The organism is Candidatus Edwardsbacteria bacterium, from assembly GCA_031082425.1.
Classification (GTDB): domain Bacteria; phylum Edwardsbacteria; class AC1; order AC1; family EtOH8; genus UBA2226.
On record JAVHLB010000009.1, the window covers coordinates 49,815 to 71,924 of the forward strand.

Annotated in this window: 22 protein-coding genes; 20 read left to right on the forward strand and 2 right to left on the reverse strand. The window is 54.0% G+C overall.

The window, feature by feature from the left end:
• The first annotated feature begins 138 nt into the window (after window positions 1-138).
• The 20 genes from RDU76_09590 to RDU76_09685 all read left to right on the forward strand — a co-directional run bounded on the left by RDU76_09590 (window position 139) and on the right by RDU76_09685 (window position 21,215).
• The gene (locus RDU76_09590) at window positions 139-348 is read left to right on the forward strand and encodes a DUF2934 domain-containing protein (GenBank protein MDQ7799174.1); all 210 of its coding nucleotides are present in this window, start codon (window positions 139-141) and stop codon (window positions 346-348) included.
• Between the two features lie 93 nt (window positions 349-441).
• Window positions 442-627, forward strand: a complete 186-nt coding sequence (locus RDU76_09595) for a CsbD family protein (protein ID MDQ7799175.1) — start codon at window positions 442-444, stop codon at window positions 625-627.
• 53 nt (window positions 628-680) lie between these two features.
• Complete coding sequence (locus RDU76_09600) at window positions 681-836, forward strand: DUF5670 family protein (protein MDQ7799176.1); 156 nt, start codon at window positions 681-683, stop codon at window positions 834-836.
• 28 nt (window positions 837-864) lie between these two features.
• Window positions 865-1,110 (forward strand): YtxH domain-containing protein, encoded by a 246-nt coding sequence (locus RDU76_09605; GenBank protein MDQ7799177.1) that lies wholly within the window; start codon window positions 865-867, stop codon window positions 1,108-1,110.
• Window positions 1,111-1,226: 116 nt separating this feature from the next.
• A complete protein-coding gene (locus RDU76_09610) occupies window positions 1,227-2,258 on the forward strand; it encodes an AI-2E family transporter (GenBank protein ID MDQ7799178.1) in 1,032 nt (343 codons plus the stop codon).
• A gap of 43 nt (window positions 2,259-2,301) precedes the next feature.
• Window positions 2,302-3,396 (forward strand): AI-2E family transporter, encoded by a 1,095-nt coding sequence (locus RDU76_09615; GenBank protein ID MDQ7799179.1) that lies wholly within the window; start codon window positions 2,302-2,304, stop codon window positions 3,394-3,396.
• A 93-nt stretch (window positions 3,397-3,489) separates the two neighbouring features.
• Window positions 3,490-4,386: a YihY/virulence factor BrkB family protein gene (locus RDU76_09620; protein MDQ7799180.1), complete on the forward strand. Its 897-nt coding sequence runs from the start codon at window positions 3,490-3,492 to the stop codon at window positions 4,384-4,386.
• Window positions 4,387-4,595: 209 nt separating this feature from the next.
• Complete coding sequence (locus RDU76_09625) at window positions 4,596-5,270, forward strand: OmpA family protein (protein ID MDQ7799181.1); 675 nt, start codon at window positions 4,596-4,598, stop codon at window positions 5,268-5,270.
• A gap of 45 nt (window positions 5,271-5,315) precedes the next feature.
• On the forward strand, window positions 5,316-5,750 hold the full coding sequence (locus RDU76_09630) for a hypothetical protein (protein MDQ7799182.1): 435 nt from the start codon (window positions 5,316-5,318) through the stop codon (window positions 5,748-5,750).
• Between the two features lie 175 nt (window positions 5,751-5,925).
• The gene (locus RDU76_09635) at window positions 5,926-6,918 is read left to right on the forward strand and encodes a clostripain-related cysteine peptidase (protein MDQ7799183.1); all 993 of its coding nucleotides are present in this window, start codon (window positions 5,926-5,928) and stop codon (window positions 6,916-6,918) included.
• 139 nt (window positions 6,919-7,057) lie between these two features.
• A complete protein-coding gene (locus RDU76_09640; protein MDQ7799184.1) occupies window positions 7,058-8,038 on the forward strand; it encodes a YegS/Rv2252/BmrU family lipid kinase in 981 nt (326 codons plus the stop codon).
• Window positions 7,992-8,792 (forward strand): phosphatase PAP2 family protein, encoded by an 801-nt coding sequence (locus RDU76_09645; protein ID MDQ7799185.1) that lies wholly within the window; start codon window positions 7,992-7,994, stop codon window positions 8,790-8,792. Before RDU76_09640 ends, RDU76_09645 begins: the two co-directional genes overlap by 47 nt.
• Before the next feature lie 37 nt (window positions 8,793-8,829).
• Window positions 8,830-9,258 (forward strand): hypothetical protein, encoded by a 429-nt coding sequence (locus tag RDU76_09650; protein ID MDQ7799186.1) that lies wholly within the window; start codon window positions 8,830-8,832, stop codon window positions 9,256-9,258.
• A gap of 150 nt (window positions 9,259-9,408) precedes the next feature.
• The gene (locus tag RDU76_09655; GenBank protein MDQ7799187.1) at window positions 9,409-12,171 is read left to right on the forward strand and encodes a PAS domain S-box protein; all 2,763 of its coding nucleotides are present in this window, start codon (window positions 9,409-9,411) and stop codon (window positions 12,169-12,171) included.
• 1 nt (window position 12,172) lies between these two features.
• Entirely contained in the window at window positions 12,173-12,895 is a 723-nt protein-coding gene (locus RDU76_09660) for a response regulator (GenBank protein MDQ7799188.1), read from the forward strand.
• Window positions 12,896-12,939: 44 nt separating this feature from the next.
• The gene (locus RDU76_09665; GenBank protein MDQ7799189.1) at window positions 12,940-14,055 is read left to right on the forward strand and encodes a response regulator; all 1,116 of its coding nucleotides are present in this window, start codon (window positions 12,940-12,942) and stop codon (window positions 14,053-14,055) included.
• Between the two features lie 117 nt (window positions 14,056-14,172).
• Window positions 14,173-15,255, forward strand: a complete 1,083-nt coding sequence (locus RDU76_09670) for a two-component system response regulator (protein MDQ7799190.1) — start codon at window positions 14,173-14,175, stop codon at window positions 15,253-15,255.
• A 291-nt stretch (window positions 15,256-15,546) separates the two neighbouring features.
• Window positions 15,547-16,266: a CsgG/HfaB family protein gene (locus RDU76_09675; protein MDQ7799191.1), complete on the forward strand. Its 720-nt coding sequence runs from the start codon at window positions 15,547-15,549 to the stop codon at window positions 16,264-16,266.
• A gap of 11 nt (window positions 16,267-16,277) precedes the next feature.
• Window positions 16,278-19,799, forward strand: a complete 3,522-nt coding sequence (locus RDU76_09680) for a FlgD immunoglobulin-like domain containing protein (GenBank protein ID MDQ7799192.1) — start codon at window positions 16,278-16,280, stop codon at window positions 19,797-19,799.
• A gap of 84 nt (window positions 19,800-19,883) precedes the next feature.
• The gene (locus RDU76_09685) at window positions 19,884-21,215 is read left to right on the forward strand and encodes a PhoH family protein (GenBank protein ID MDQ7799193.1); all 1,332 of its coding nucleotides are present in this window, start codon (window positions 19,884-19,886) and stop codon (window positions 21,213-21,215) included.
• 111 nt (window positions 21,216-21,326) lie between these two features.
• Here RDU76_09685 and RDU76_09690 read toward each other — a convergent pair whose 3' ends face one another.
• Together RDU76_09690 and RDU76_09695 are read right to left on the reverse strand one after the other, a co-directional pair.
• Window positions 21,327-21,728 (reverse strand): hypothetical protein, encoded by a 402-nt coding sequence (locus RDU76_09690; protein ID MDQ7799194.1) that lies wholly within the window; start codon window positions 21,726-21,728, stop codon window positions 21,327-21,329.
• A 47-nt stretch (window positions 21,729-21,775) separates the two neighbouring features.
• The gene (locus RDU76_09695; protein ID MDQ7799195.1) at window positions 21,776-22,093 is read right to left on the reverse strand and encodes a DUF5668 domain-containing protein; all 318 of its coding nucleotides are present in this window, start codon (window positions 22,091-22,093) and stop codon (window positions 21,776-21,778) included.
• Window positions 22,094-22,110: the final 17 nt, after the last annotated feature.

Consider the following 22,110-nt stretch of genomic DNA (forward strand, 5'->3'; position numbering starts at 1 on the left):
TCATGCCCCGGGGAAAAACACAAAACTCAGCACGGCAGACATGATACAGTTGGCATATCAACGCCTGTGGCGAAGGATGGTCGCAGCTTAAACCGCAATAAAACAAACGGATAAACATCAATTTAAGGAACATGAAAAATGAATACGACAAAAGCCCAACCGGCCATAACCGCTCCCGTCTCCGCCGGGGCGCCCGCAGACCTGGAAAACCAGACTAGGATAAAGGCCCATCAAATGTTCGAACAGAGGGGGCGGCAGCCCGGTCATGACCTGGAAGATTGGTTGGCAGCCGAAAAGGACCTGGCGGGGAAGCCGGCCGATGATGTAAAGGGCTTAAAACCCATTTGACAATACGATGGTTATGAATGTCGGATCGTCAAAGAACAGAACAGGATTGTCGTACAAACCAAACGGATTCGATTAATTTCAGGGAGGTGCCAAATGAACAAGCTAAAAATCAAGGGTAACTGGAATGAGGTGGCTGGCAAGCTCAAACAACAGTATGCCAACCTCACGGATGATGACGTCCTCTTTATAGAGGGCAAGGAGGAGGAATTTTTGGGCCGGCTGCAGAAAAAACTCGGAAAAACCAAGGAAGAAATACGCCAGTTGCTGATGAAGATATAACGGAACTGTTTTAAGGGTGGTCGCCGTTCTACCTGCGGAGAAAGGATCGGGGTATGATATGGACCATTTTTACCATCCTGCTGGTCTTGTGGCTTTTCGCCTGGCTGATGGGCAGTTTTCTGGGAGGGGCGGTTCAAGTTTTGCTGGTGATTTCCATTGTGGTGATCCTGGCCAGCCTGATCGCGGGCCATAAACGGCGAAGTGCATAAGGTAACTTTAATAAAGGAGAGAACAATTATGAACAGGGATCATGTTTCCGGTTTTGGCCTCGGCCTGCTGACCGGGGCGGTCATTGGCGGAGTAATGGCCTTGCTCTATGCCCCGAAATCGGGCAAAGTGACCAGACAGCTGCTCAAGGATGCGGTCGATGAGGTGACGGACACGGTCAAGGAAACTGCCGGTAGTGTGGTGGACACGGTCAAGGAGGCAACCTCCGAAGCCAGCCGCAAGGGGCGCGCAGCCGTCCGGGCCATAAAGCGTTAAAACCGCAAACACCATGAACCTTCTGCCTGACTATATTGTTGGCTTCATAAAATAAGTGCTGAATAGTAATGCTGGGAAAAACCTAAAGAGTTATTGGTTAATAAATGAATAGTCTTATGAAGCGAACGGCCAAGGCTCCAGCGCTTTTGATGTTGGCCAGTTTTACAATCGTGGTGGCGGGAATGAAGGCGGCCAGTTCGTTGTTGGTGCCCCTTTTCCTGGCGCTGTTCATCGCCGTCATTTGCACGCCGCCGTTGTACTGGATCCGCCGCAAGGGGGTGCCGAAGGTTTTGGCCTTGGCCATCATTCTGGCGGTGATACTGATCGGCGGGGCATTCTTTGTATTGCTGATAGGTCCCTCGCTTAATCAATTTATGAGCAATCTTCCAGGCTACCTGGAACGATTGTCCGCTAACAGTGCCGCATTTTCAAGCTGGCTGCAGGACAAAGGCGTCAAAATACCCCAGGATGGAGCAGCCGGCGCTTTAAACCCGGGATGGGTAATGAGCCTGGCCGGGGAGGTGTTTTCAACCCTGAGCCGCATTATCGCCAATGCGATATTGATCCTGCTGACGGTGGTGTTCATTCTGCTGGAAGTATCGGAATTGCCCCAAAAAATGAGGGCGGTTTACAAGAATCCCGAAACGTCTTTGTCAGTCATTGCAAAATTCATCAAGAGCGCCAAGCGCTATCTGGTCATTCAAACCCTGATCAGCGCCGCCGGAGGCCTGCTGATCTGTCTTTGGCTTTTGATCCTCGGTGTCCCGTATCCGCTGCTCTGGGGAACGCTGGCATTTATCCTGAACTTTGTGCCCAATATCGGATCCATCTTCGCGGCCATACCGGTCATCCTTCTGGCGCTGGTCCAGTTGGGTCTAGGTTCTGCCCTGCTGACAGCCCTGGGCTTTATGGTGGTCTACATGCTTCTGGGCAACTTCCTGCAGCCTAAACTGCTGGGCAAAGGCCTGAGCCTATCAACTCTGGTGGTCTTCCTTTCGATGGTATTCTGGGGATGGATCCTGGGACCGGTGGGCATGCTGCTCTCGGTGCCCATGACCAGCCTGGTCAAGATCTTTCTGGAAAGCCACGAAGAAACCCGGGGATTGGCCGTCATGCTGGGTTCCGGCACCGGGATAGAACAGATATGAAGACGGAGATGGATTATAGGCCGATAACCGGAGGAGGTGGCAATTGAACTTTGTTAAAACTCAGATAAGAAAACACTGGCAGCTGATAGTATTCATACTGGGGCTGATCTTCGCTATCCTGTTGATCTGGGGGTTGCGAAGCGTCCTGCTGCCATTTATGGTAGGCGGCCTTGTGGCCTACCTGATCTTGCCGGTCATCCGGTGGGTGGAGAAACGTCTCCCCGGCGCTGGCCGGAAACCGAAGTTGCAGCAATTTAAAAGAATTTCTCTCATAACGGTGGCATATACCCTATCCCTGGCCTTCATCGGTCTGGTAATATTCTATATCATCACCATCGGAGGGAAAGCCCTGGGGGCCCTGACCCAGGACGCTTCCCAGACCATCCCCAACGGATTGAATACGATAAAACAATGGCTTAAATCCATCCCCATGCTGTCAGATCCGCTGATCCAGGAGACCATTGACGTTTATATGGTTAAAGCCGGAGCCGCGCTGCCTGATCTGTTGAAGGATTTCCTGACCCGGGGGCTTAAAGTGTTCCAGACCTCACTGGGGATGATCATGGGGTTTGCCAGTCTGCCCATATTCGTGTTCTTCATCCTTAAAGACTGGAGCAGCCTGCGCAACAAGTTTTATGAGGGGTTGCCGGGTTGGGCGCGGATCCACACCAAAAACATAATCGTCATTCTCAACAAGGTGGTGGGGCGCTATATCATCGGACAGTTGTTGCTGGGGCTGGCGGTGGGCCTTTGTGCCTATGCGTTGCTGAGCATTTTGAGAATAGATTATGCCCTGCCGCTGGCCGTCTTTGCAGGGCTTACCGAAATGGTGCCCCAGATCGGTCCCTGGCTGGGCGGCGGCCTGGGCATTCTGGTGACGCTGGCCACGGCTCCGGAAAAGCTGTTCTGGGTGGCTTTGGGATATTTGACGATCCAATTGTTCGAGAACAACCTGCTGGTGCCCAGGATCCAGGGCCGGCAAATGGAGATCCATCCGGCGTTGATATTGGTGCTATGTGTTCTGGGAGCACATTTCGGCGGAATCCTGGGGATCATCATGATCCTGCCGCTGACCATGTCGGTCATAAAGATATACCAATACTTGAGGGACAGCACGCTCGAAGGGAGTATCAGTTAGGATCCATAAAACCCGGTATGGTCAGCAAATATACCATGGGGCTTTCACGGGCACTAATTAGGGTGATGGACGGAAGGAAAATGGAACCACAGGATGGCAAATCAAATAAAAAAATTATACGTCAGGCTGCTGAAAACAAAAGACAGTCTTCTGAAAATCCCTGCATTTCATTTGATATACCTGACCGCAAGGGGATTAGACGATCATGATACCACCCAAAGAGCCGCCGGCGTGGCTTATTATGCAATTTTATCCACCTTTCCGTTGCTGCTGGGGCTGATTGCTGTTTTTGGTTATTTCCTGCCTTCACTGAATCTGCAAGAGGAATTGTTGATATTTGTCGGCAAAAATCTGCCCGGAGCCACCGACTTCTTGAAACAGAACATTGTAAGTGTTGTAAAGTTACGGGGTCCGGTGGGAGTGTTGAGCATCGTTCTCCTTTTTTGGAGCGCCAGCGGGATGTTCGGCGCAATAGCCCAGGCGATCAACCGGGCCTGGGACAACCGACGCGGCCGTCGATTCTATATTGGGAAAGCCCACGAAGTGGGCATGGCATTAGGCACGGGCATCCTGTTTCTTTCCTCGCTGGGAGCCAGCACGCTCATTTCAATATCGGGGGAAATATTTGACCTGCCGCCAACATTTATCGTATTAGTGGAGGTGGGCAGCAGGCTGGCTGCGTTCCTGCTGTTATTGGCTGTATTCTTGCTGCTCTATAAGTTCATTCCAAATGTCAAGACGCATTGGCGCTATGTATGGCCGGGAGCATTGTTAGCCGCTATCCTCTTCGAGATTGCCAGAACATTATTTATCCTTTACCTGGAAAAATACGCCAATTACCAGTTGATCTACGGCTCCATCGCCTCAATTATTATCCTGCTGGTCTGGATATACTACTCGGCCTTTATAATGATCCTGGGGGCAGAATTCACTTTCCAATACAGCCGTCTGCGCAATTCGGCGGCAACGGAGAGCGCAGACGGGAAATAAAGCAAGGACACGATAAATTGCACAGGGGGAACATTATGTGAAAACCAATCATTAAACCAAGATCATGGCGGTCATTACGGGAACCGGATAGCTTTTCACCGGAATCATTGGTCCCACCCAGACTCAGCAGAGACAAACCAGAAGGGGCAAGCCCTTTAAACAGAAGCATAACTTAAACCAAACAATAAACAACAGTTAAAAGAGTTAGTATGAAAATAAAAACGAACATTGTCATGGCCCTGGCGCTCAGTGCCTCCCTCGCAGTGATGTCGGGGTGCGGACTCAGCAACGCGCTGAAAGGCGGGGGTATAGGAGCCGGGGTCGGAGGAGTCGCCGGCGGGATTATCGGAAACCAATACGGAAATACGGCCCTGGGGGCCATCATCGGAGCGGCAGTCGGAGGCACGGCCGGTGCTTTGATCGGCAATGAGATGGACAAAAGGGCCGAGGAGATGAAGCGGGACATGCAGGGAGCAACGATTGAGCGCGTCGGGGAAGGGATCAAGATCACCTTTGATTCGGGCCTTCTTTTCGATGTGGATGAATCGTATTTGCGCTCCCAGGCGAAAACGAACATCGAGAGTTTGGCGAAGATCCTTAATAAATATTCGGACACCAACATTCTCATTGAAGGAGACACCGACAACACCGGAAGTGAAGAATATAACCTGAAATTGTCCGAACGCCGGGCTCAGGCGGTTGCCAACCATCTTATGGGTCAGGCTGTTCCCGGCTCCAGGATATCTACGGTAGGAATGGGTGAGTCTAATCCCATCGCGTCGAATGATACGGAATATGGCCGTCAACAGAACCGGCGGGTGGAAGTCGCCATATTTGCCAATGACAAATTAAAGAACGCCGCAGAGAACGGAACCCTTAACTAGCTCGTCCCCGAGCTAAAACCATTAAATAATCAAGGAGAAACTGCCATGAAGACAAGAACCATACTCGGAACAATCGCCGCCCTTTTGGTCCTGGGGCAAACAGGTTATGCAGCGGCAAATGACGGCATTCTCAAGTATTTTAACAACACCGCCTGCAACGTGAAAGCAACCGGCGATCCGGTGCAAAAGCGCGAAATACTGAACAATTCACTGCAAAACATGACCATGGTGTTGGACCGGGTCCAAAGCTTGCCCCTGGTTTCAAAAGATGACCGGGCCGGCATCAATCAGCTCAAAACAACCCTGCAGGAGAAACAAAACGAGCTGGCGGGCACCAATGGCTATGATCGGGTGGGGGATGCCCAACTGGACGACTTCTCCGATTATGTGGTTCAGGATATGGAGCAAGCCCCCGAAACGATAACCATCAGCGTGGTCACGCTGCTCTTGATCGTTCTCATTTTGGTCCTGCTCTTTTAGTGGGTCCGGCATCGAGCTGATATTCACAAGGATAGTCATGCAAAATTCATCCAACCTGACCTTTACGAGCACCACGCGGCCATTCCAGATGCTGTTCAAGTGCGCCGGCTGCGTGGTGCTCGGATGGTTCCTTGTTTCGTGCAGTTCCATTCCCTCCGCCCGGCGGGAGATAACGATGTCAGATGAGACCCCCCAGCCAATAAGATACTCGATGATCTTCATTATCCACGGCGACGGGGACTACCTGTATCACGATGCCGGCGGCCAGGCCCACCTGGCCGATAAGGCGGCCCTGGCCGGGGCAATAGGGGTGGCGGAACAGAACAGGCGGGCGGAGGTGTTTATCTTTCATCAAAAACCCAGGCGGCATGCCTGGCTCTTTTTCCCCCGCCCTGACGGCACCTGCTACCACTACCGGGGGGGACGGCTTCTGGCCAAGGAATCGTATTGGCGGGACCGGGGAAAGACCCGCTTCCAGCCGGAAGTAGAGCTATATAGCCGATACCATCAGGGGGCATCTCCTCCGGAAGCAAGGTTGTTGCTATACTTCGGCCACCAGATACCGGAATTCGGGGGGGCCGGATATGATGCCTCCTCCCCGGGCCGGGTGTTCACCATAGACGATTTTGCCGGGGGATTGAAGCAGATCAAGAGCGATTCAGTTAAATTCGATCTGATCGTCCTGTCCACTTGCTACAACGGCACCCCGTACACCGTTGCCGTGCTGGCACCATATGCCCGTTACATCATCGCTTCTCCCGGAAATCTGCACCGCTCCTATTTTGACCTGCGTCCGCTGGAAAATTTGGACCGGGAATTGCAAGACGGAGACATGGCGGCTTTGGCCAAAAACTTCGCCCGGCAGGCGTTTGACAAGCTGGCAGATGACATCCAGACAGCGGTCACGGTTGCGGTTTACGATGTGAACCGTGTCCGGGAATACCTGGACACGGTCGGAAGCGCCTATGAACAAACCTTGACCGTTTTGAATGGAAAGAAACCGGGACCAGTTGAACACTTGGACTGCGCCGAAGATCCCGCCTATGCCAGACCCGGAATGAGCGAGGGGGTGGATATATTCTACCGCCCGCCGCGCTTTGGTCGTTTGAAAAACAAACAGAGCCATTCCGGGTGGGGATGTTGGAGCCTGCCCAGGCAATCTCCGTAGCCTGCCCCGGCCGCAAGTCCACTGGCGCACAAGTTGTTTGACCGTCAGCATCACCCGATGAAAACCCGGTGGCATTCTGCCAAGGGAAACATTACGCAATAAAGACGGCCGCTGGCTGCCATAGCTAAAGGGGGAAAGGGTGAAAGCCAAACTGATTTTCAATCCGGCTTCCGGCAATCCAAAGCAATCCGCAGCGCAACTGGTGGAATTGCTGTGTCTTTTGCAGAAACAGCAGATCCAGGCGGAAGTGGTTGTGGTACAGCCGAAACAGGATTTACGGTTGTTGGCCCGCCGCGCTGTCCGGGCCGGGGTAAAAATGGTGATCGTTTCCGGCGGCGACGGCACGATTGAAAATATAGCGCTGGGACTGGTCGGCAGCCGGACCACTCTGGGTATCATCCCGACCGGCACCCGCAACAATCTGGCCCGCAGCCTCGGCATCCCGGTCGATGACATTGCCGCCGCCGCCGCGCTGCTACGGAAAGGGCGTCAGATCAAGGTCGACGTGGGCCAGGTGCGCCATCGTCAAAAAGACCGCCCATTTCTGGAAGCGGCCGCCATCGGCCTGTCCTCGGCCTTATATTCGGCTTCCGACGACATCCAGCACGGCGAACTAGGCAAGATCGCCGGGTTCATCTCGACCCTGGTAAAGGCGCAACCGTCGGAGATCCGATTGCAGGTTGGCAGCAGTCGAAAATATGTTGTTGCCCAGGCGCACGTAGTGATCGTCGCCAACATGCCGTATATGGGGGCAAATTACCAGGTCGCCCCGGACGTGATATTCGACGACCACTATCTGGATGTGTTCGTCTATTCCGATCTGAGCAAACGCGACTTGATCGGCCAAATGATGCAGCCGTCCAACGCCGCGCCCGACACCCGGATCCAGCGCTTCCGGGCAAAAAAGATAACGATCAGGACCAAACCGGCCATGCCGGTCATGGCGGACGGCGTTCTGCTGGGGGATGGTTCAGTTACCATAATGCTGCATCCCCAGCGTCTGGTGGTGATGGCGGGGCCCAAGGCATTGTGGCGACGCCGCCGGTCCCGGCAGCGATTGGCCAGGGAACAACGTGAAAAAGCAGCCGATGATCGCCAGGGGATGTCCCATGGCCAGTGACCGCAAAGAGGTGCTATTGCCGCCAGAGTCGAACGCTGCCCGTCTTTGGTCCGCCTGGCGGAGGGTGATACTGCTGACAGGTCTGGCGGCTGGCCTGATCCTGTTCTTCCTCTGGCTGCCGAATGGGGCCCGGGCGGCAATGTTCACGGCGCTGCGCGCCAACCGGGCGATGGTCACCATGCTGGTTGTTTTCTCGCTGATCTCCGTATCCCTGTTGTGGTCCTCCGGGCATAATCTGGATACCAGAATATTCCTGCTTTTTAACCTCAGGGGCTGCCATCCAAAGTGGCTGGATCGGGTCATGTGGCTGGCGACCCAGACTGGCAATATGATGACAGCAGTTATCCTGGCTGTTATATTCTTCGTAATTAAGTACCGCCGCCTGACGGTGGAGATCATTCTGGGCACGCTTACCCTGTGGCTGCTGGTGGAGGTCATCAAGGCGCTGACGGACCGGGCCCGCCCGTTCATGGACCACGTGAAGGCCAGGGTCATCGGCTGGCGGGAACGGGGCCGGTCCTTTCCCAGCGGACATACCGCCCAGACATTTTTTCTGGCGATGTTGATCAGCCACTGGTTCCACCCGGGAATTTGGGGAACTGCAGCCCTGTACGCCGTCTCCGGGCTGGTCGGGTTCACCCGGGTGTATGTGGGAGCCCACTATCCGCGCGATGTCCTCGGCGGCGCGGTGCTGGGTTCGGTCTGGGGGATACTGGTCAGGTTGGTGGATCCTTATTGGTTCGGCAGGTTCTGAACGCCGCCCAGGCGGCCAACATGAAAGGAGGCATTCCATGGCGACAAAAATCAAGGTCATAACGGCCAGGGATTTTCTTGAGATAACCACCGATGGCATCATAAACATCGCCACCAGCAGGCAACTGCTGATAGATATAGCCAAGGCGGAGCAATCACCGGCAGATTATGAGCTGCTGGTTGATTTTCGTGGCACTCAAAACAATTTGTCAATAATGGATGTGTATCAACTGGCGGCGGAGCTTTACCAGCACGGAGATGCCTTTCACAGGAAAGTGGCGCTTTTGGTTATGCCGGGACTCAACTTTGATCACGCCAGTTTCTTTGAGACCTGTGCTCACAACCGGGGATATGCCGTGAATGCTTTTACGGACTATGAGACTGCTTTGCGATGGATTCTCGCCGAGAAAGATCAACCAGACGACGATATTCCTTCCTGCCAGACGAAGGCCGGCGACGGCGAATAGTTGGTCCTGATCCGCAACGCACGGCATAGGGCCTGAATCACAAAGTATATTCGACCACAATGTTCATAAGCCATCAAGCCAAGTAAATAATAATGCAGCTGCCGTTGCGCATGCCTCGGCCAAGGCATTGCCAATACAAGGAGACAGAAAATGTTCGAAAAAAAATCTGCAACAAAATCCCAGGAATACGCCGAGAGCATCGTCAATACTGTGCGGGAACCCCTGATCACCCTGGATCAGGATCTAAGGGTGATCACCGCCAGCCGGTCCTTTTATGACGTCTTTAAGGTTAATCACGAAGAGACCGTGGGCCAGCTTATCTATGACCTGGGCAACAAGCAATGGGATATTCCCAGGCTGCGGGAATTGCTGGAGACCATCCTTCCCCAAAAAGCAACCTTTGATGACTATGAGGTGGAACACGATTTTCTTGGTATTGGCCGGCGGGTGATGCTTTTAAACGCCCGGAGGATCCCCAATCCTCCGGAAAAGCTCAAAGTAATTCTCCTGGCCATCGAAGATATCACCAAGCGCAGGAGTCTGGAAGAATCATATCTTAGTTTAGCGGCCATTGTCAACACATCGGTTGACGGCATCATTGGAGAAACTTTGCAGGGGGATGTCGTCAGCTGGAATGGCGGGGCGGAAAAAATATACGGTTATACCCAAAAGGAGATGCAGGGTCAGAATATCTCCCTGTTAGCTCCCTCCGGCTACAAAAATGAAATGCTGGACCAATTTAAAAAGCTGCGGGCCGGAGAACCTATCGAAAATCACGAGACAAAACGTGTCCGGAAAGACGGGGTGGTGATCGATGTCTCTTTGACCCTTTCTCCCATCAAGGACAAGGCGGGAAAAATTTGTGGCGTGTCGGCCATTATGCATGACATAACCGAACATAAGAAGATAAAGCAGATGCTGCTGGTCAGTGAGTACGCCGAGAGCATCATCAACACCGTCCGGGAGCCGTTGATCGTTTTAGACCAGGATCTAAGGGTGGTCACCGTCAGCCGCTCCTTCTATGACTTCTTCAAGGTAAAGCCGGAGGAGACCATAGGCCAGCTTATCTATGACCTGGGCAACAAGCAGTGGGACATCCCCAAGCTGCGGGAACTGCTGGAAGATGTCCTGCCCCAAAAGACCGCCTTTGACAACTATGAAGTGGAACACGATTTTGCCACCATCGGCCGGCGCACCATGCTCTTGAACGCCCGGCAGATTGATCGAGTGTTGGGCAAGGAACGGATCATCCTGCTGGCCATCGAGGACATCACCAAACGTAAGGAGATAGAAGCCGGCCTGGAGAAGACCCGGAAAGAACTGGCGGTCATCAAGAAGACCGCCGATGAAGTCAGTGAATTCGCCGAGAGCGTCATCAACACGGTGCGCGAACCCCTGATCTCTTTGGATCAAGACCTCAGGGTGGTCGCCGTCAGCCGCTCCTTTTATGACTTTTTCAAGGTAAAGCCGGAGGAGACCATAGGCCAGCTTATCTATGATCTGGGCAACAAGCAGTGGGACATCCCCAAGCTGCGGGAACTGCTGGAAGATGTCCTGCCCCAAAAGACCACCTTTGACAACTATGAGGTGGAGCACGATTTTACTACCATTGGCAAGCGGATAATGCTTTTGAATGCCCGGCAGATTAAAAGAACGTCCAAAACAAATGAGCGGGTCATTCTTTTGGCCATTGAGGATATCACCGAACGAAAGGAGATAGAAGCCGGCCTGGAAAAGACCCGGGAAGAACTGGCGGTCATCAAGAAAACCGCCGATGAAGCCAGCGAATTCGCCGAGAGCGTCATCAACACGGTGCGGGAACCACTGATCTCTTTGGATCAAGACCTCAGGGTGGTCACCGTCAGCCGCTCCTTCTATGACTTCTTCAAGGTAATGCCCGAAGAGACCGTGGGGCAGCTGATCTATGACCTGGGCAACAAGCAGTGGGACATTCCCAAGCTGCGGGAACTGCTGGAAACCATCCTGCCCCAAAAGGCCGCTTTTGACAACTATGAGGTGGAGCACGTTTTTTCCACCATCGGCCGGCGGGTAATGCTTTTGAATGCCCGGCAAATTCGAAGAGGCTTGGGCAAGGAAAAGATCATCCTGCTGGCCATCGAGGACATTACCCAACGCAAGGAGATAGAAGCCGGCCTGGAAAAGGCCCATGAAGAGCTATATGAATTTGCCACCGAGCTAAAACGGGTCGCCCGGATAAAAACCGAATTTTTAGCCAACATGTCGCACGAGCTCAGAACCCCGCTCAACTCCATCATCGGCTTCTCCGAGGTATTGTATGACGAGACTTTCGGATCGCTTAATGATAAGCAGAAGACCTATGTTAACAATGTTTTAACCAGCGGAAAGCACCTGCTCCAGCTGATAAACCAGATACTCGACATGTCAAAAGTAGAATCCGGGAAAATGAAGCTGACCTTATCCAACTTGCCGATGAAAAGTCTGTTGCACGAGATCTCGCTGCTGGTGGCGGATCTGGTCAATAAAAATAAACTTCAAATGCTGCTGGAAATAGCCGAAGATCTGCCGAATATTGAGGGGGATGAGCTCAAGGTAAAAGAGATAATTTACAACCTGTTTTCAAACGCGATCAAGTTCACCCCCGAGGGTGGCAAACTCGGCCTGCGGGCAAAGAAAGCCGGCTCCGATATTGAAATAGAAGTATGGGATACGGGGATCGGCATCGCTGAGGAAAACATGGAAAAAATATTTGAAGGGTTTTTCCGGGTCGATACCCCGTATTCCCGGGTTACCGAGGGGACCGGGCTGGGCTTGCCGCTTTCTAAAAAACTGGTTGAGTTGCATAAGGGGAAGTTTTTTGTAACATCGGCGGGATTGGGCCAAGGCACTTCGGTTCGGTTCACCCTGCCTATTTTATCCAGGATGGAGGTGTGAGATGAGGATAAAAGCATTGGTGGTTGATGACAATCCAAACAATCTCCTGCTGGAAAGCGACCTTTTGTCCAGCGCCGGTTTTGAAGTATTTGTAGCCGAGAATGCTTCCAGCGGGATCGCCATCGCCGCGGGGGAAAAGCCGGATATCATAGTCATGGATGTGAGGCTTCCGGATATGCGCGGTACTGAAGCGGCCAGGATATTGCGCCGAAACAAAGAGATCTGCAATGTTCCCATTGTTTTTGTCACCGCTTCTGTACTGGCCGACGACATGGATGAGATAAGGAACATACCCAACAGCGGATTCATCAGCAAACCCATAAACACCCGCACCTTTGTCAAGGAGGTCTGTCTGCATATGCGAAAGAAAGCCTTGATGATCGACGACAATAGAAGCAATGTGGCCTTGGAAAAAGACCTTTTGGAATTCGCCGGTTTCGAGGTGTTTGCGGCCGATGATGCCTCAAACGGGATCATCCTGGCTAAAAAAGAAAAGCCGGACATCATAATCATGGCTATGCGGCCCCCGGACATGTTCGGCTCCGAAGCCGCCATGCTATTGCGGCAAGACATAGAGACCTACGCCATTCCCATTGTTTTCATGGCGGCCTCTTTAATAGAGGACGGCATGGAAGAGATAAGAAGCATAACCAAAAGCGGTTTTATCAGCATACCGATCAACACCCGCACCTTTGCCCAGGAGGTCCGGCAATTCATCATGTGAGTCATCCGGCATATCGAAAGGCCCAACCAATAAAAGAGAATGAAATGAAAGATAAACCGAGCATCCTGGTGGTTGATGATCAGCCCCTTAACATTGAGTTGCTGGAAGCATATCTTATCCCCCATGGTTATGAGATCGTCAAGGCGGCCAGCGGACAGGAAGCGTTAGAGATAATTTCCAACAACCAAATAGATCTGATCCTGCTGGACGTGATGATGCCCAGCATGAACGGATTTGAGGTCTGCAGGATATTGAAAAAAAGGGCGGAATATCTGCCGGTGATCATGATTACCGCCCTGGGCAGCAGAGATTCACGCCTCAAGGGGATAGAAAGCGGAGCCGACGATTTTTTATCAAAACCGTTCGATTCAACCGAATTGAAGCTGAAGGTCAGTAATTTAATAAAAATCAAAACCCTCTACGATAAGGTTGAAAACAACTACCGGGAGATCAAGGTGCTGGATGAGATGAAGGACAGCCTGACCTCATTCATCGTCCATGATCTGCGAAGCCCCCTGGCCGGCATTATGGGTTATTTGGGCTTATTGGCAATGTCAAACAAACTTGAAAAGCAGGATTCAGAATATGTGGAAAAGGCAACCCAAAGCGTCACAATGCTGACCGGCATGATAGCAAACCTGCTGGACATGGCAAAGATGGAAAACAATGAAATGGTGATCAACGCTGAAGATCACGAAATTAATGAAGTGCTTTCCTGGGCCATAAAAGTAATGACCCCGATGCTCAACGGAAAGGACATTCAATTGTTCCATGAAAACCCCAAAAAACGCATCATGGTCAAGATTCAAAAGGACCTGGTTGAGCGCATCGTCCAGAATCTGCTGTCAAACGCGATCCGTTATACGCCCAAACTGGGCATCATTATGGTTGAAAGCAGAAGGGACGAAAAATCACCATATGCGATGGTTTCCGTTTCGGACAGCGGCAGCGGCATTCCCGACGAACACAAACAGAAGGTATTCGATAAATTTGCGACGGTCGAAACGAAGGAAAAACGCATTCGGGGTTCAACCGGACTTGGTCTGACCTTCTGCAAACTTGCGGTGGAGCTTCATGGCGGGAAAATATGGGTGGAAGACCGGAACGGAGGGGGCAGTGTTTTCCGTTTCACGCTCCCGCTGGCCGGCGTTGAAAAATGAGAACCGTAAAAATAACCTATGGGATGCTCCGGCTAAAATGAAATGGCATAATGGCAAAAACCGCTGCGGCTGACCACGGCTGGGGTGCCTGTACCGGCAAATACGAAAGAGATGGGGATGAAAAACAAACCGGTGATCCTGGTGGTTGATGACCAACCCCAAAACATTGAGCTGATTGAGGCGCATCTTGTTCCGCAGGGTTATGAAATTATCATGGCGGCCAGCGGGGAAGAGGCGCTGGAAAAACTTTCCGGCCATCAAATCGATCTGATCCTGCTGGACGTGATGATGCCCGGCATGGATGGTTTTGAAGTAACCCGCAGGGTCAGGCAGCATGACAAAACCAGGCTGCTTCCGATAATTCTGGTTACAGCATTGCGGGAAACGGAAGACCGGGTAAAGGGGATCGAAGCTGGTTGTGACGATTTTGTTTCGAAACCTTTTGACAAGATGGAGCTTTTAGCCCGGGTCCGGTCCCTGCTAAAGGTCAAGGCCTATAACGATTTGATGGGCAATTATCGGGAAGAACTGGAATCCGAGGTGGCCGGCAGGACCGAGGAACTAAAGCAGGCGCTGAAAAAGATAAAAGAGGCCTCGCTGGAGACGATCTACCGGCTGTCCATAGCGGCGGAGTACAAGGACCAGGAAACGGGATCGCACATCAAGCGAATCAGTCTTTATTCCACGGCCATCGCCCGAAGTTTGAAACTGAGTGAAAGCGAAATTGAAACCATCCTTTACGCAGCGCCCATGCATGATGTCGGGAAAATAGGCATATCCGACCGGATACTGACAAAACCCTCCAAGCTCAACCAGGAAGAATGGGGCATAATGAAGCAGCATACGATCATAGGCGCCAACATCCTTAAAGGCTCGGATGCCGAATTCATCAGGATGGGAGAGACCATCGCGCTGCACCATCATGAAAAGTGGGATGGCAGCGGTTATCCAAACGGTCTTAAGGGCACCGAGATCCCCATCTCCAGCCGGATAGTGGCGGTGGCGGATGTATTTGACGCCCTTACTTCCAAACGCCCCTATAAAGAGCCGCTATCGGTGGAGATATCATTGGCCATTATCAGGGAAGGCAGCGGTGGCTATTTTGATCCGGATGTAGCGGATGCTTTCTTTGCCGTCCAGGATGAGATCCTGGCAATCAAAAAACATTTTGGCAACGATACCATTCCGGCCTCCGGTTGACGCCGGAGCCGGCGGCATAATAGGTTCGGTCCATTAATATCCCGGTAATAAAACCCCGGATTTTTTTATTTTACGGATACCTCACCGGGGATGGCTGGGGAGGCTTTTGGGGCAACTGGAAGGTCAGGCTAAAAATGCTTCCGCTGTCGTGCTGGGGGCCGGAAAAGTTCAGGCAGGGTAGTTTTATCGACTATCCTGTCTTTTTTGTTAAATTTCAGCTTGACTATCAATATTTATTCGGGTATCATACTGGTCATACACAAGTTAATGCCTTAATCGTATGGGGGATCTATGATGAAAATCATGTCAACTTTGCTGGCATTGTTATTGCTTTTATCTCCGATGGCCGCCGAGCTGTGCCGGGCCCAGACCGCCCGCAAGACCACGGTGGCTATTTTGGACCTGGAGCCCAAGGGGGTTCCCGAGACCGAGGTCTCGGCCCTGTCCGACCGTCTGCGCACCGAGCTTTTCCGAACCGGCATCTTTGATGCCATGGAACGGGGCAAGATGCAGGACATCCTCAAAGAGCAGGGATTCCAGCAGTCCGGAGCCTGCAACACCGATGCCTGCGCCATGGAGGTGGGCCAGCTGATCGGGGTGGAGAAGATGGTCTCCGGCAGTCTGGGCAAGGTGGGCAAGACTTACACCGTCAACATCCGGATGATAGACGTCCGCACCGGGCGGATCGAGCGCAGCGTCACCGAGGACTACACCGGGGAGATAGACAAACTGCTGACCACGGTGATGAAGAACGTGGCCTATACCCTGGCGGCCTCGGTCCAGAGCGACGCCGCCCCCAAGAAACAGGACAAGAAGGTCAATGAACAGGCCCTCAAGTCCGATGCGGGCAACCAGAAAAAACCCCTGCTTAAGAAGTGGTGGTTCTGGGGCGGTATCGGCGCGGTGGCGGCCGGCACCGCCGCGGCCCTGGCCGGAGGCTCCAGTCCAACGGAGGAGACCCCGCCACCCACCACGGACACAACCATTCCAGCCCCGCCAACCAGGCCATAAGGAGAGAGAATATGAAAAAGATATTAGTTTCGATGGCACTATTGAACCTGATGGCCGGGGCGGCGCTGGCCGGGCACTGGCAGATGGAAGGGCACCTGCCCCAGGGCCCGATAGATGACATGGCGGTCACAGGGCTTCAGGTCGCCGGCAGCACCATGATAGCCGTGATCGGCGGCAACAGCGGTGGCAGCGCCATAAACGATGTTTATTATTATGAGATCGGCAACCAGAACTGGCACGGCAGCGCCTGGGGTGTTCCCCAGTACCCGCACCAGGTCTACGGACTGGCTGCTGTGACCATCCCCAACGGGAGCGCCGATACAATATACCCCTGCGGCGGTTATCTGCAGGATCTTTCAGCCTATGGCGACAGCGTCTATTACCCGATCTGGATGTCCGGCTGGTACCCCGTTCCCGGTCTGGTCATGTGGACACCTCGGATGAACCACGGTTTGGTTTACATTGAGCCTAACGTTTACGCGGTGGGCGGAACCGTTTTCGGCGGTTCGGTCGACTCCACGGTGGAGAAACTCAACCTGGGAGCCCACACTGTTTCCGGGGCCACCCCCATGCCCCAGAGCCGGACCGAGGCGGTGGTGGCCAAGGCACTGGGTTCGGACGGCGAGGAGCACATCTATGTGATCGGCGGCCGGACCAACAGCGGAGCCCTGCTGAACTCGGTGATCGAGTACGACACCAGCGGAGCGGGCGGCTTCTGGAACGGCAAGACCTCCATGCCCGGCCCCGGCCGCTGGATGGCCACCGGGGCGGTGCTGAACAACAAGATCTACGTGATGGGCGGCACCATCGACCTCTCCGGCAACGTCACCCGCCGGGTGGACATCTACAATCCCCAAACTGACACCTGGACCCCGGGCGATTCCCTGCCGTTTGGCATCATCCGGGCGGGCGCCTACGGGGTGAACAACGTCATCTACTTCTTCGGGGGTTATGGCTATGACGGAGCGATAAATGCACAAATCGACAGCGTCTGGCAGTATCATCCGTTGGCGCCCAACTCACCGCCGCTGATCCGGCCCATCAACAATGCCCAGATCAATAATCAAAACCCCGTTTTTTATTGGGGAGAAGTGCCCGCAGCAGATGGATACAGGATACAGGTCACATCAGATCCCACTTTTATAACGATCGATGTCGCTGACTATACCTCCTATTCCGGCACTGACACTTCCCTTGGCGGTGTTGCTCTTTCACCCGCCGGTGATTTTTACTGGCGGGTCAAGGCTTACAACTGGACGGTACCCGACAGCTCCCTTTGGTCCCCGGTGCGCAAGCTGACCCTGGACCTGACCCCGCCGGAAAAGCCGGTGCCCTCCATCCCGACCGACGGAGCGTCCTTCAACTTCACCAGCATCAATTTCTCCTGGGCCGCGGTGGCCGACGCCAAATGTTACCGCTTGCAGATTGACAACAGCGATGGATCGTTCACCACTACCATCGTCGACGATTCCACCATCATTGCCACCACCACCACCGCCGACCTTTCTCCCTGGGGCCAGGACCTTTACACCTGGCGGGTGGAGGCCATTGACTCGGCCGGCAACCATTCCGGCTACCACAGCATCCAGACCTTCACCATCGACCAGACCGCGCCTTTGCTGGCGTCCACCTATCCCTTCAGCGGAAACATCGGCATCGATCCCAATGACGATATCATTCTGGGGTTTTCGGAGCCAATGAACCCCGGCGCTTTCATTTTCAGCTGCAGCCCGGACCCCGGAAACTGGTACTACAACTGGAACGCCACCGGCGACATAGTGACAATCAGCCATGCGGTGTTCCCGTCCAACAGCACCATAACCGCAACCATCAACACCGCCCAGGACATGGCCGGCAACGATTTTGCTCTCAATGGTCACGACAATCCCTGGAACTTTACCACTGCAACAGATGATGTCACCCCGCCCAGCATCACTTCCGTCAAATGCAGCACCGACCCATTGTATGCCGGATCCCAGTATACACCGTTCACCGTCTACGCCAGCGATGATAATATGGAATCGGTGACCGTGTATTGGGCCACCGCCGGGTACAATGGCTACAATTTCTCCAGGACCCTAACTGAGGTCGGACCCAGCCAGTACCAGACCACTATTGAGGGCTACGAGATCGGCATGGAGGGGGTGCAGTACCAGGTGGTGGCCACCGACTCATTCGGCAATGTAAGCTATTATCCGGATATGGGCGACTATTACATTCATTCGGTGTATCTTAATGGGCAGAGCCCCGCCACCCCGTTCACCTATGACAAGTGGCAGATGATCTCCATCCCGGCCTATGCCATCGGCTCGAACATATTCGGACAGATATCCAACCTTCTGGGGCCGTATGACAACACCAAATGGCGCCTGTACGAATGGGCGGGAGGCGCCTATCATGAGATATCCACCATCAGTGCCGGCTCGATCTCGGAGCTGGGACGGGCCTACTGGCTTAATCGCAGGGTCGGACCCAACAATATCACCTTCCCGGGGGCAATTTCCAGCTATGGCGACTTCAGCCAGTCCAAGCCCTGCAGTCTGAACCTCTACACCGGCTGGAACGACCTGGGTACGCCGTTCATGTTCGATATCAATTGGATGAATGTGGCTATTCCCTCAGGTGTTGCCGGTCCATATTATTATGACGGAGGCCGCTGGCTGCTGCCGACCGAGGTCACCGCCAATATGAGTTTTGCCTCCTATCAGGGCTTTAGCTTCAGGAATGACAACGGGGCCCCCCGAATATTGGAGATATATCCCACCTCGGCCAAAAAGAAGGACGGTAAGATTGCAGCAAAATCACCCAACGGCTGGCAGGCCTTGGTGGTGGTGGAGAATCAGGGCGGATCGGATCATAATTACTTCGGCCTCAGCAGTGATGCCTCGGCCCAGCGCGACCAATACGACTACCCCGAGCCGCCCTCCGGTTTGACCGGGACCTCCGGGTACTTCCGCTTGGCGGATGACCAGTTCTGCACCGACGTCCGCCCCGAGATAGGCGAGGGGCAGGTCTGGAATTTTGTGGTGGACTGCAACGGATCGACCGAACTGGCCGTAAACCTGCCGGCCGAATTCCCTGCCGGGACCGAATGCCACCTGGCCGACCTGACCCGGCAGGTTTCGGTGAACATCGCCGGCGAAAAGGTCTACAGCTTTATACCGGAATCCGGCGAGCAGACCAGGGAGTTCCGGATCATCGTTGGCAGCGGTGAATACGCCAAACAGGTGCTGGGCAAGACCTTCTCGGTGCCCACCGCCACCGTGCTGGGCCAGAACCTGCCCAACCCATTCTCCGGCCGGACCACCATCAGCTACCAGCTGGCGGCCGAGGGTCGGGTAAAAATCACGGTCTACAACGTGGCCGGGCAGCTGGTCAGGACCCTGCTGGACGAGCACCAGATGACCGGGCGCTACAGCGTGGCCTGGGACGGAAGGGACCAAGCCGGGCGCCAGGTCTCGGCCGGGCTGTATTTCTACCAGCTGCAAGCTCCCAACCGGACCGCAACCAGAAGGATGGCATTGGTCAGATAAAAACAAAAAGCCGAGATCATAAAAGATCTCGGCTTTAATATTATCCTCAAAGCACAAATCTTAAACACAAAGAACAGGACGATCATGAAAGCAGTCAAGAAGAAGCTGTTCGTGCTGGACACCAACGTGATTCTGTACGATCACACCTGTATCAATCATTTTGAGGAACATGATATCGTCATCCCCATCGTGGTGCTGGAAGAGCTGGATAAGTTCAAGAAGGGCAGCGACCTGATAAATTTCGAGGCCCGGGAGTTCATCCGGGAGCTGGACAAGCTGGCCGGGGACCAGTTATTCACCAAGGGCGTTTCGCTGGGAAAAGGGAAAGGAAGGCTTTACGTGGAGGTGGAGGACCCCCACTCGGAACTGATATATCACGCTTTTGCCGCCAACAAGGCCGACCACCGGATACTGGCCCTGGCCGACCAGTTTTGCAAGACCCTCAAGGGGCGTCAGGTGATAATTGTCAGCAAGGACATCAACCTGCGGATGAAGGCCAAATCCCTGGGCATCCCGGCCGAGGATTACGAGACCGGCAAGATCCAGCACGTGGACAAGTTGTATGCCGGGGCCCAGGTGATGGAGGATCTGGAGAAGTCCATCATCAACAAGTTCTACGAGGAGCCCTACAGCGTGGCCCTGGACATCCTGCCCAAAATGGCCCCGCCGTCCCCCAACCAGTATTTCATCTTCAAGAACAACAGCTCCAGCGTGCTGTGCCGCTTCAATGCCGAGAAAAAGGCCATGGAACGGGTGGTCAAGCGCCAGGCCTACGGCATCGAGCCCCGCAACGCCGAGCAGACCATCACCCTGGACGCCCTGATGCAGCCGGAGATCCAGCTGGTGGCCATCACCGGGAAGGCTGGCACCGGCAAGACCCTGCTGGCTCTGGCGGCGGCCCTGGAGCAGCGGCGGCAGTTCCACCAGATCTACCTGGCCCGGCCGGTGGTGCCATTGGCCAACCGGGACATCGGCTTCCTGCCGGGGGACATCAAGTCCAAGATCGACCCCTACATGGAGCCGCTGTGGGACAACCTGGCGGTGATCAAGCACCGCTTCTCGCCGGAGAGCAAGGAACACAACAAGATCAACGATATGATCCAGAACGAGAAGCTGGTGATCTCGGCCCTGGCCTTCATCCGGGGCCGCAGCCTGTCCAACATCTTCTTCATCGTGGACGAGGCCCAGAACCTGACGCCGCTGGAGGTCAAGACCATCATCACCCGGGCGGGGGAGGGAGCCAAGATAGTCTTTACCGGGGACATCTATCAGATCGATTCTCCCTACCTGGACAGCCAGTCCAACGGGCTGACCTACCTGGTGGACCGGATGAAGGGACAGCAGGTCTTTGCCCACGTCAACCTGCTCAAGGGGGAGCGGAGCCATCTGGCCGAGCTGGCCAGCGACCTGCTGTAAACCCCATAGAACGCGGATATTCATGATCAAGACTGATCCCCGCAGATCATTTCCTGGTACGGTATTCTCAAAGCCCCGCTGGCAAAAGCGGGGCTTTGTTTTTCCGGGCGGTCAGTCTATGTACACCTCGACCCTCTGGCCGTCCTGGTCATCCTCCACGTTGACCAATTGGTAGCGGCCGTTCACCGCCAGCTCATCGAACAACTGCTCGATGTTTTCCAGGCTTTCGGCGTCCAGCTTGATGCCCTTGGCCTCCATCTGGGCCTTGGCCTCCTCCGGCATCATCACCGAAAATTTTCCACCCAGCTTGCCGGCTATCTTCAGGATGCTCAGCGGCACGGTCACCCGGACCTTGGGCTTTTCGGAATCCTTGTCGAACACCCGGACCTTGAGCCAGTGGGCCTTGCCCTGGGAGGCAGGGGAGTCCATGGCTGACAGCAGTTTGGCGGCCTCCTCGGCGGTGATCTTCTTATCCTCTACCATCTTGAGTATCCGTAATCTTTCTTCGGACATGTTCCATCCTCCTTGTTGGGACAATTCATGAATTGCCCTGACATTGTTTACAGGTTTTTGAGCCTCTGGGCGGCCTCCTCGGCGTTCATCTTACCGTCTTCGACGGCTTTTAAAATCTGGGCCCGGGATTGGCTGTCGCCTTCGCTGTGCAGGACGGTGATATGGTCCTTTTTCCCTTTGCGCCAGGCCAGGGTGTCGATGATCTTCATGATGCCCCAGGCTATCAGCAGTATGGGCCAGTCCCGGCTGAAAGAGAACTGGTAGCCGATCACCCCGTAGTTGGAGAGCAGCAGGAAGGCCCCCAGGGCCAGCCAGAACAATCCCCATAACAGCTTACGGGGCCGGTTCTCGTAAAAACAGAACATTTCTTTCTCCTTGTTTA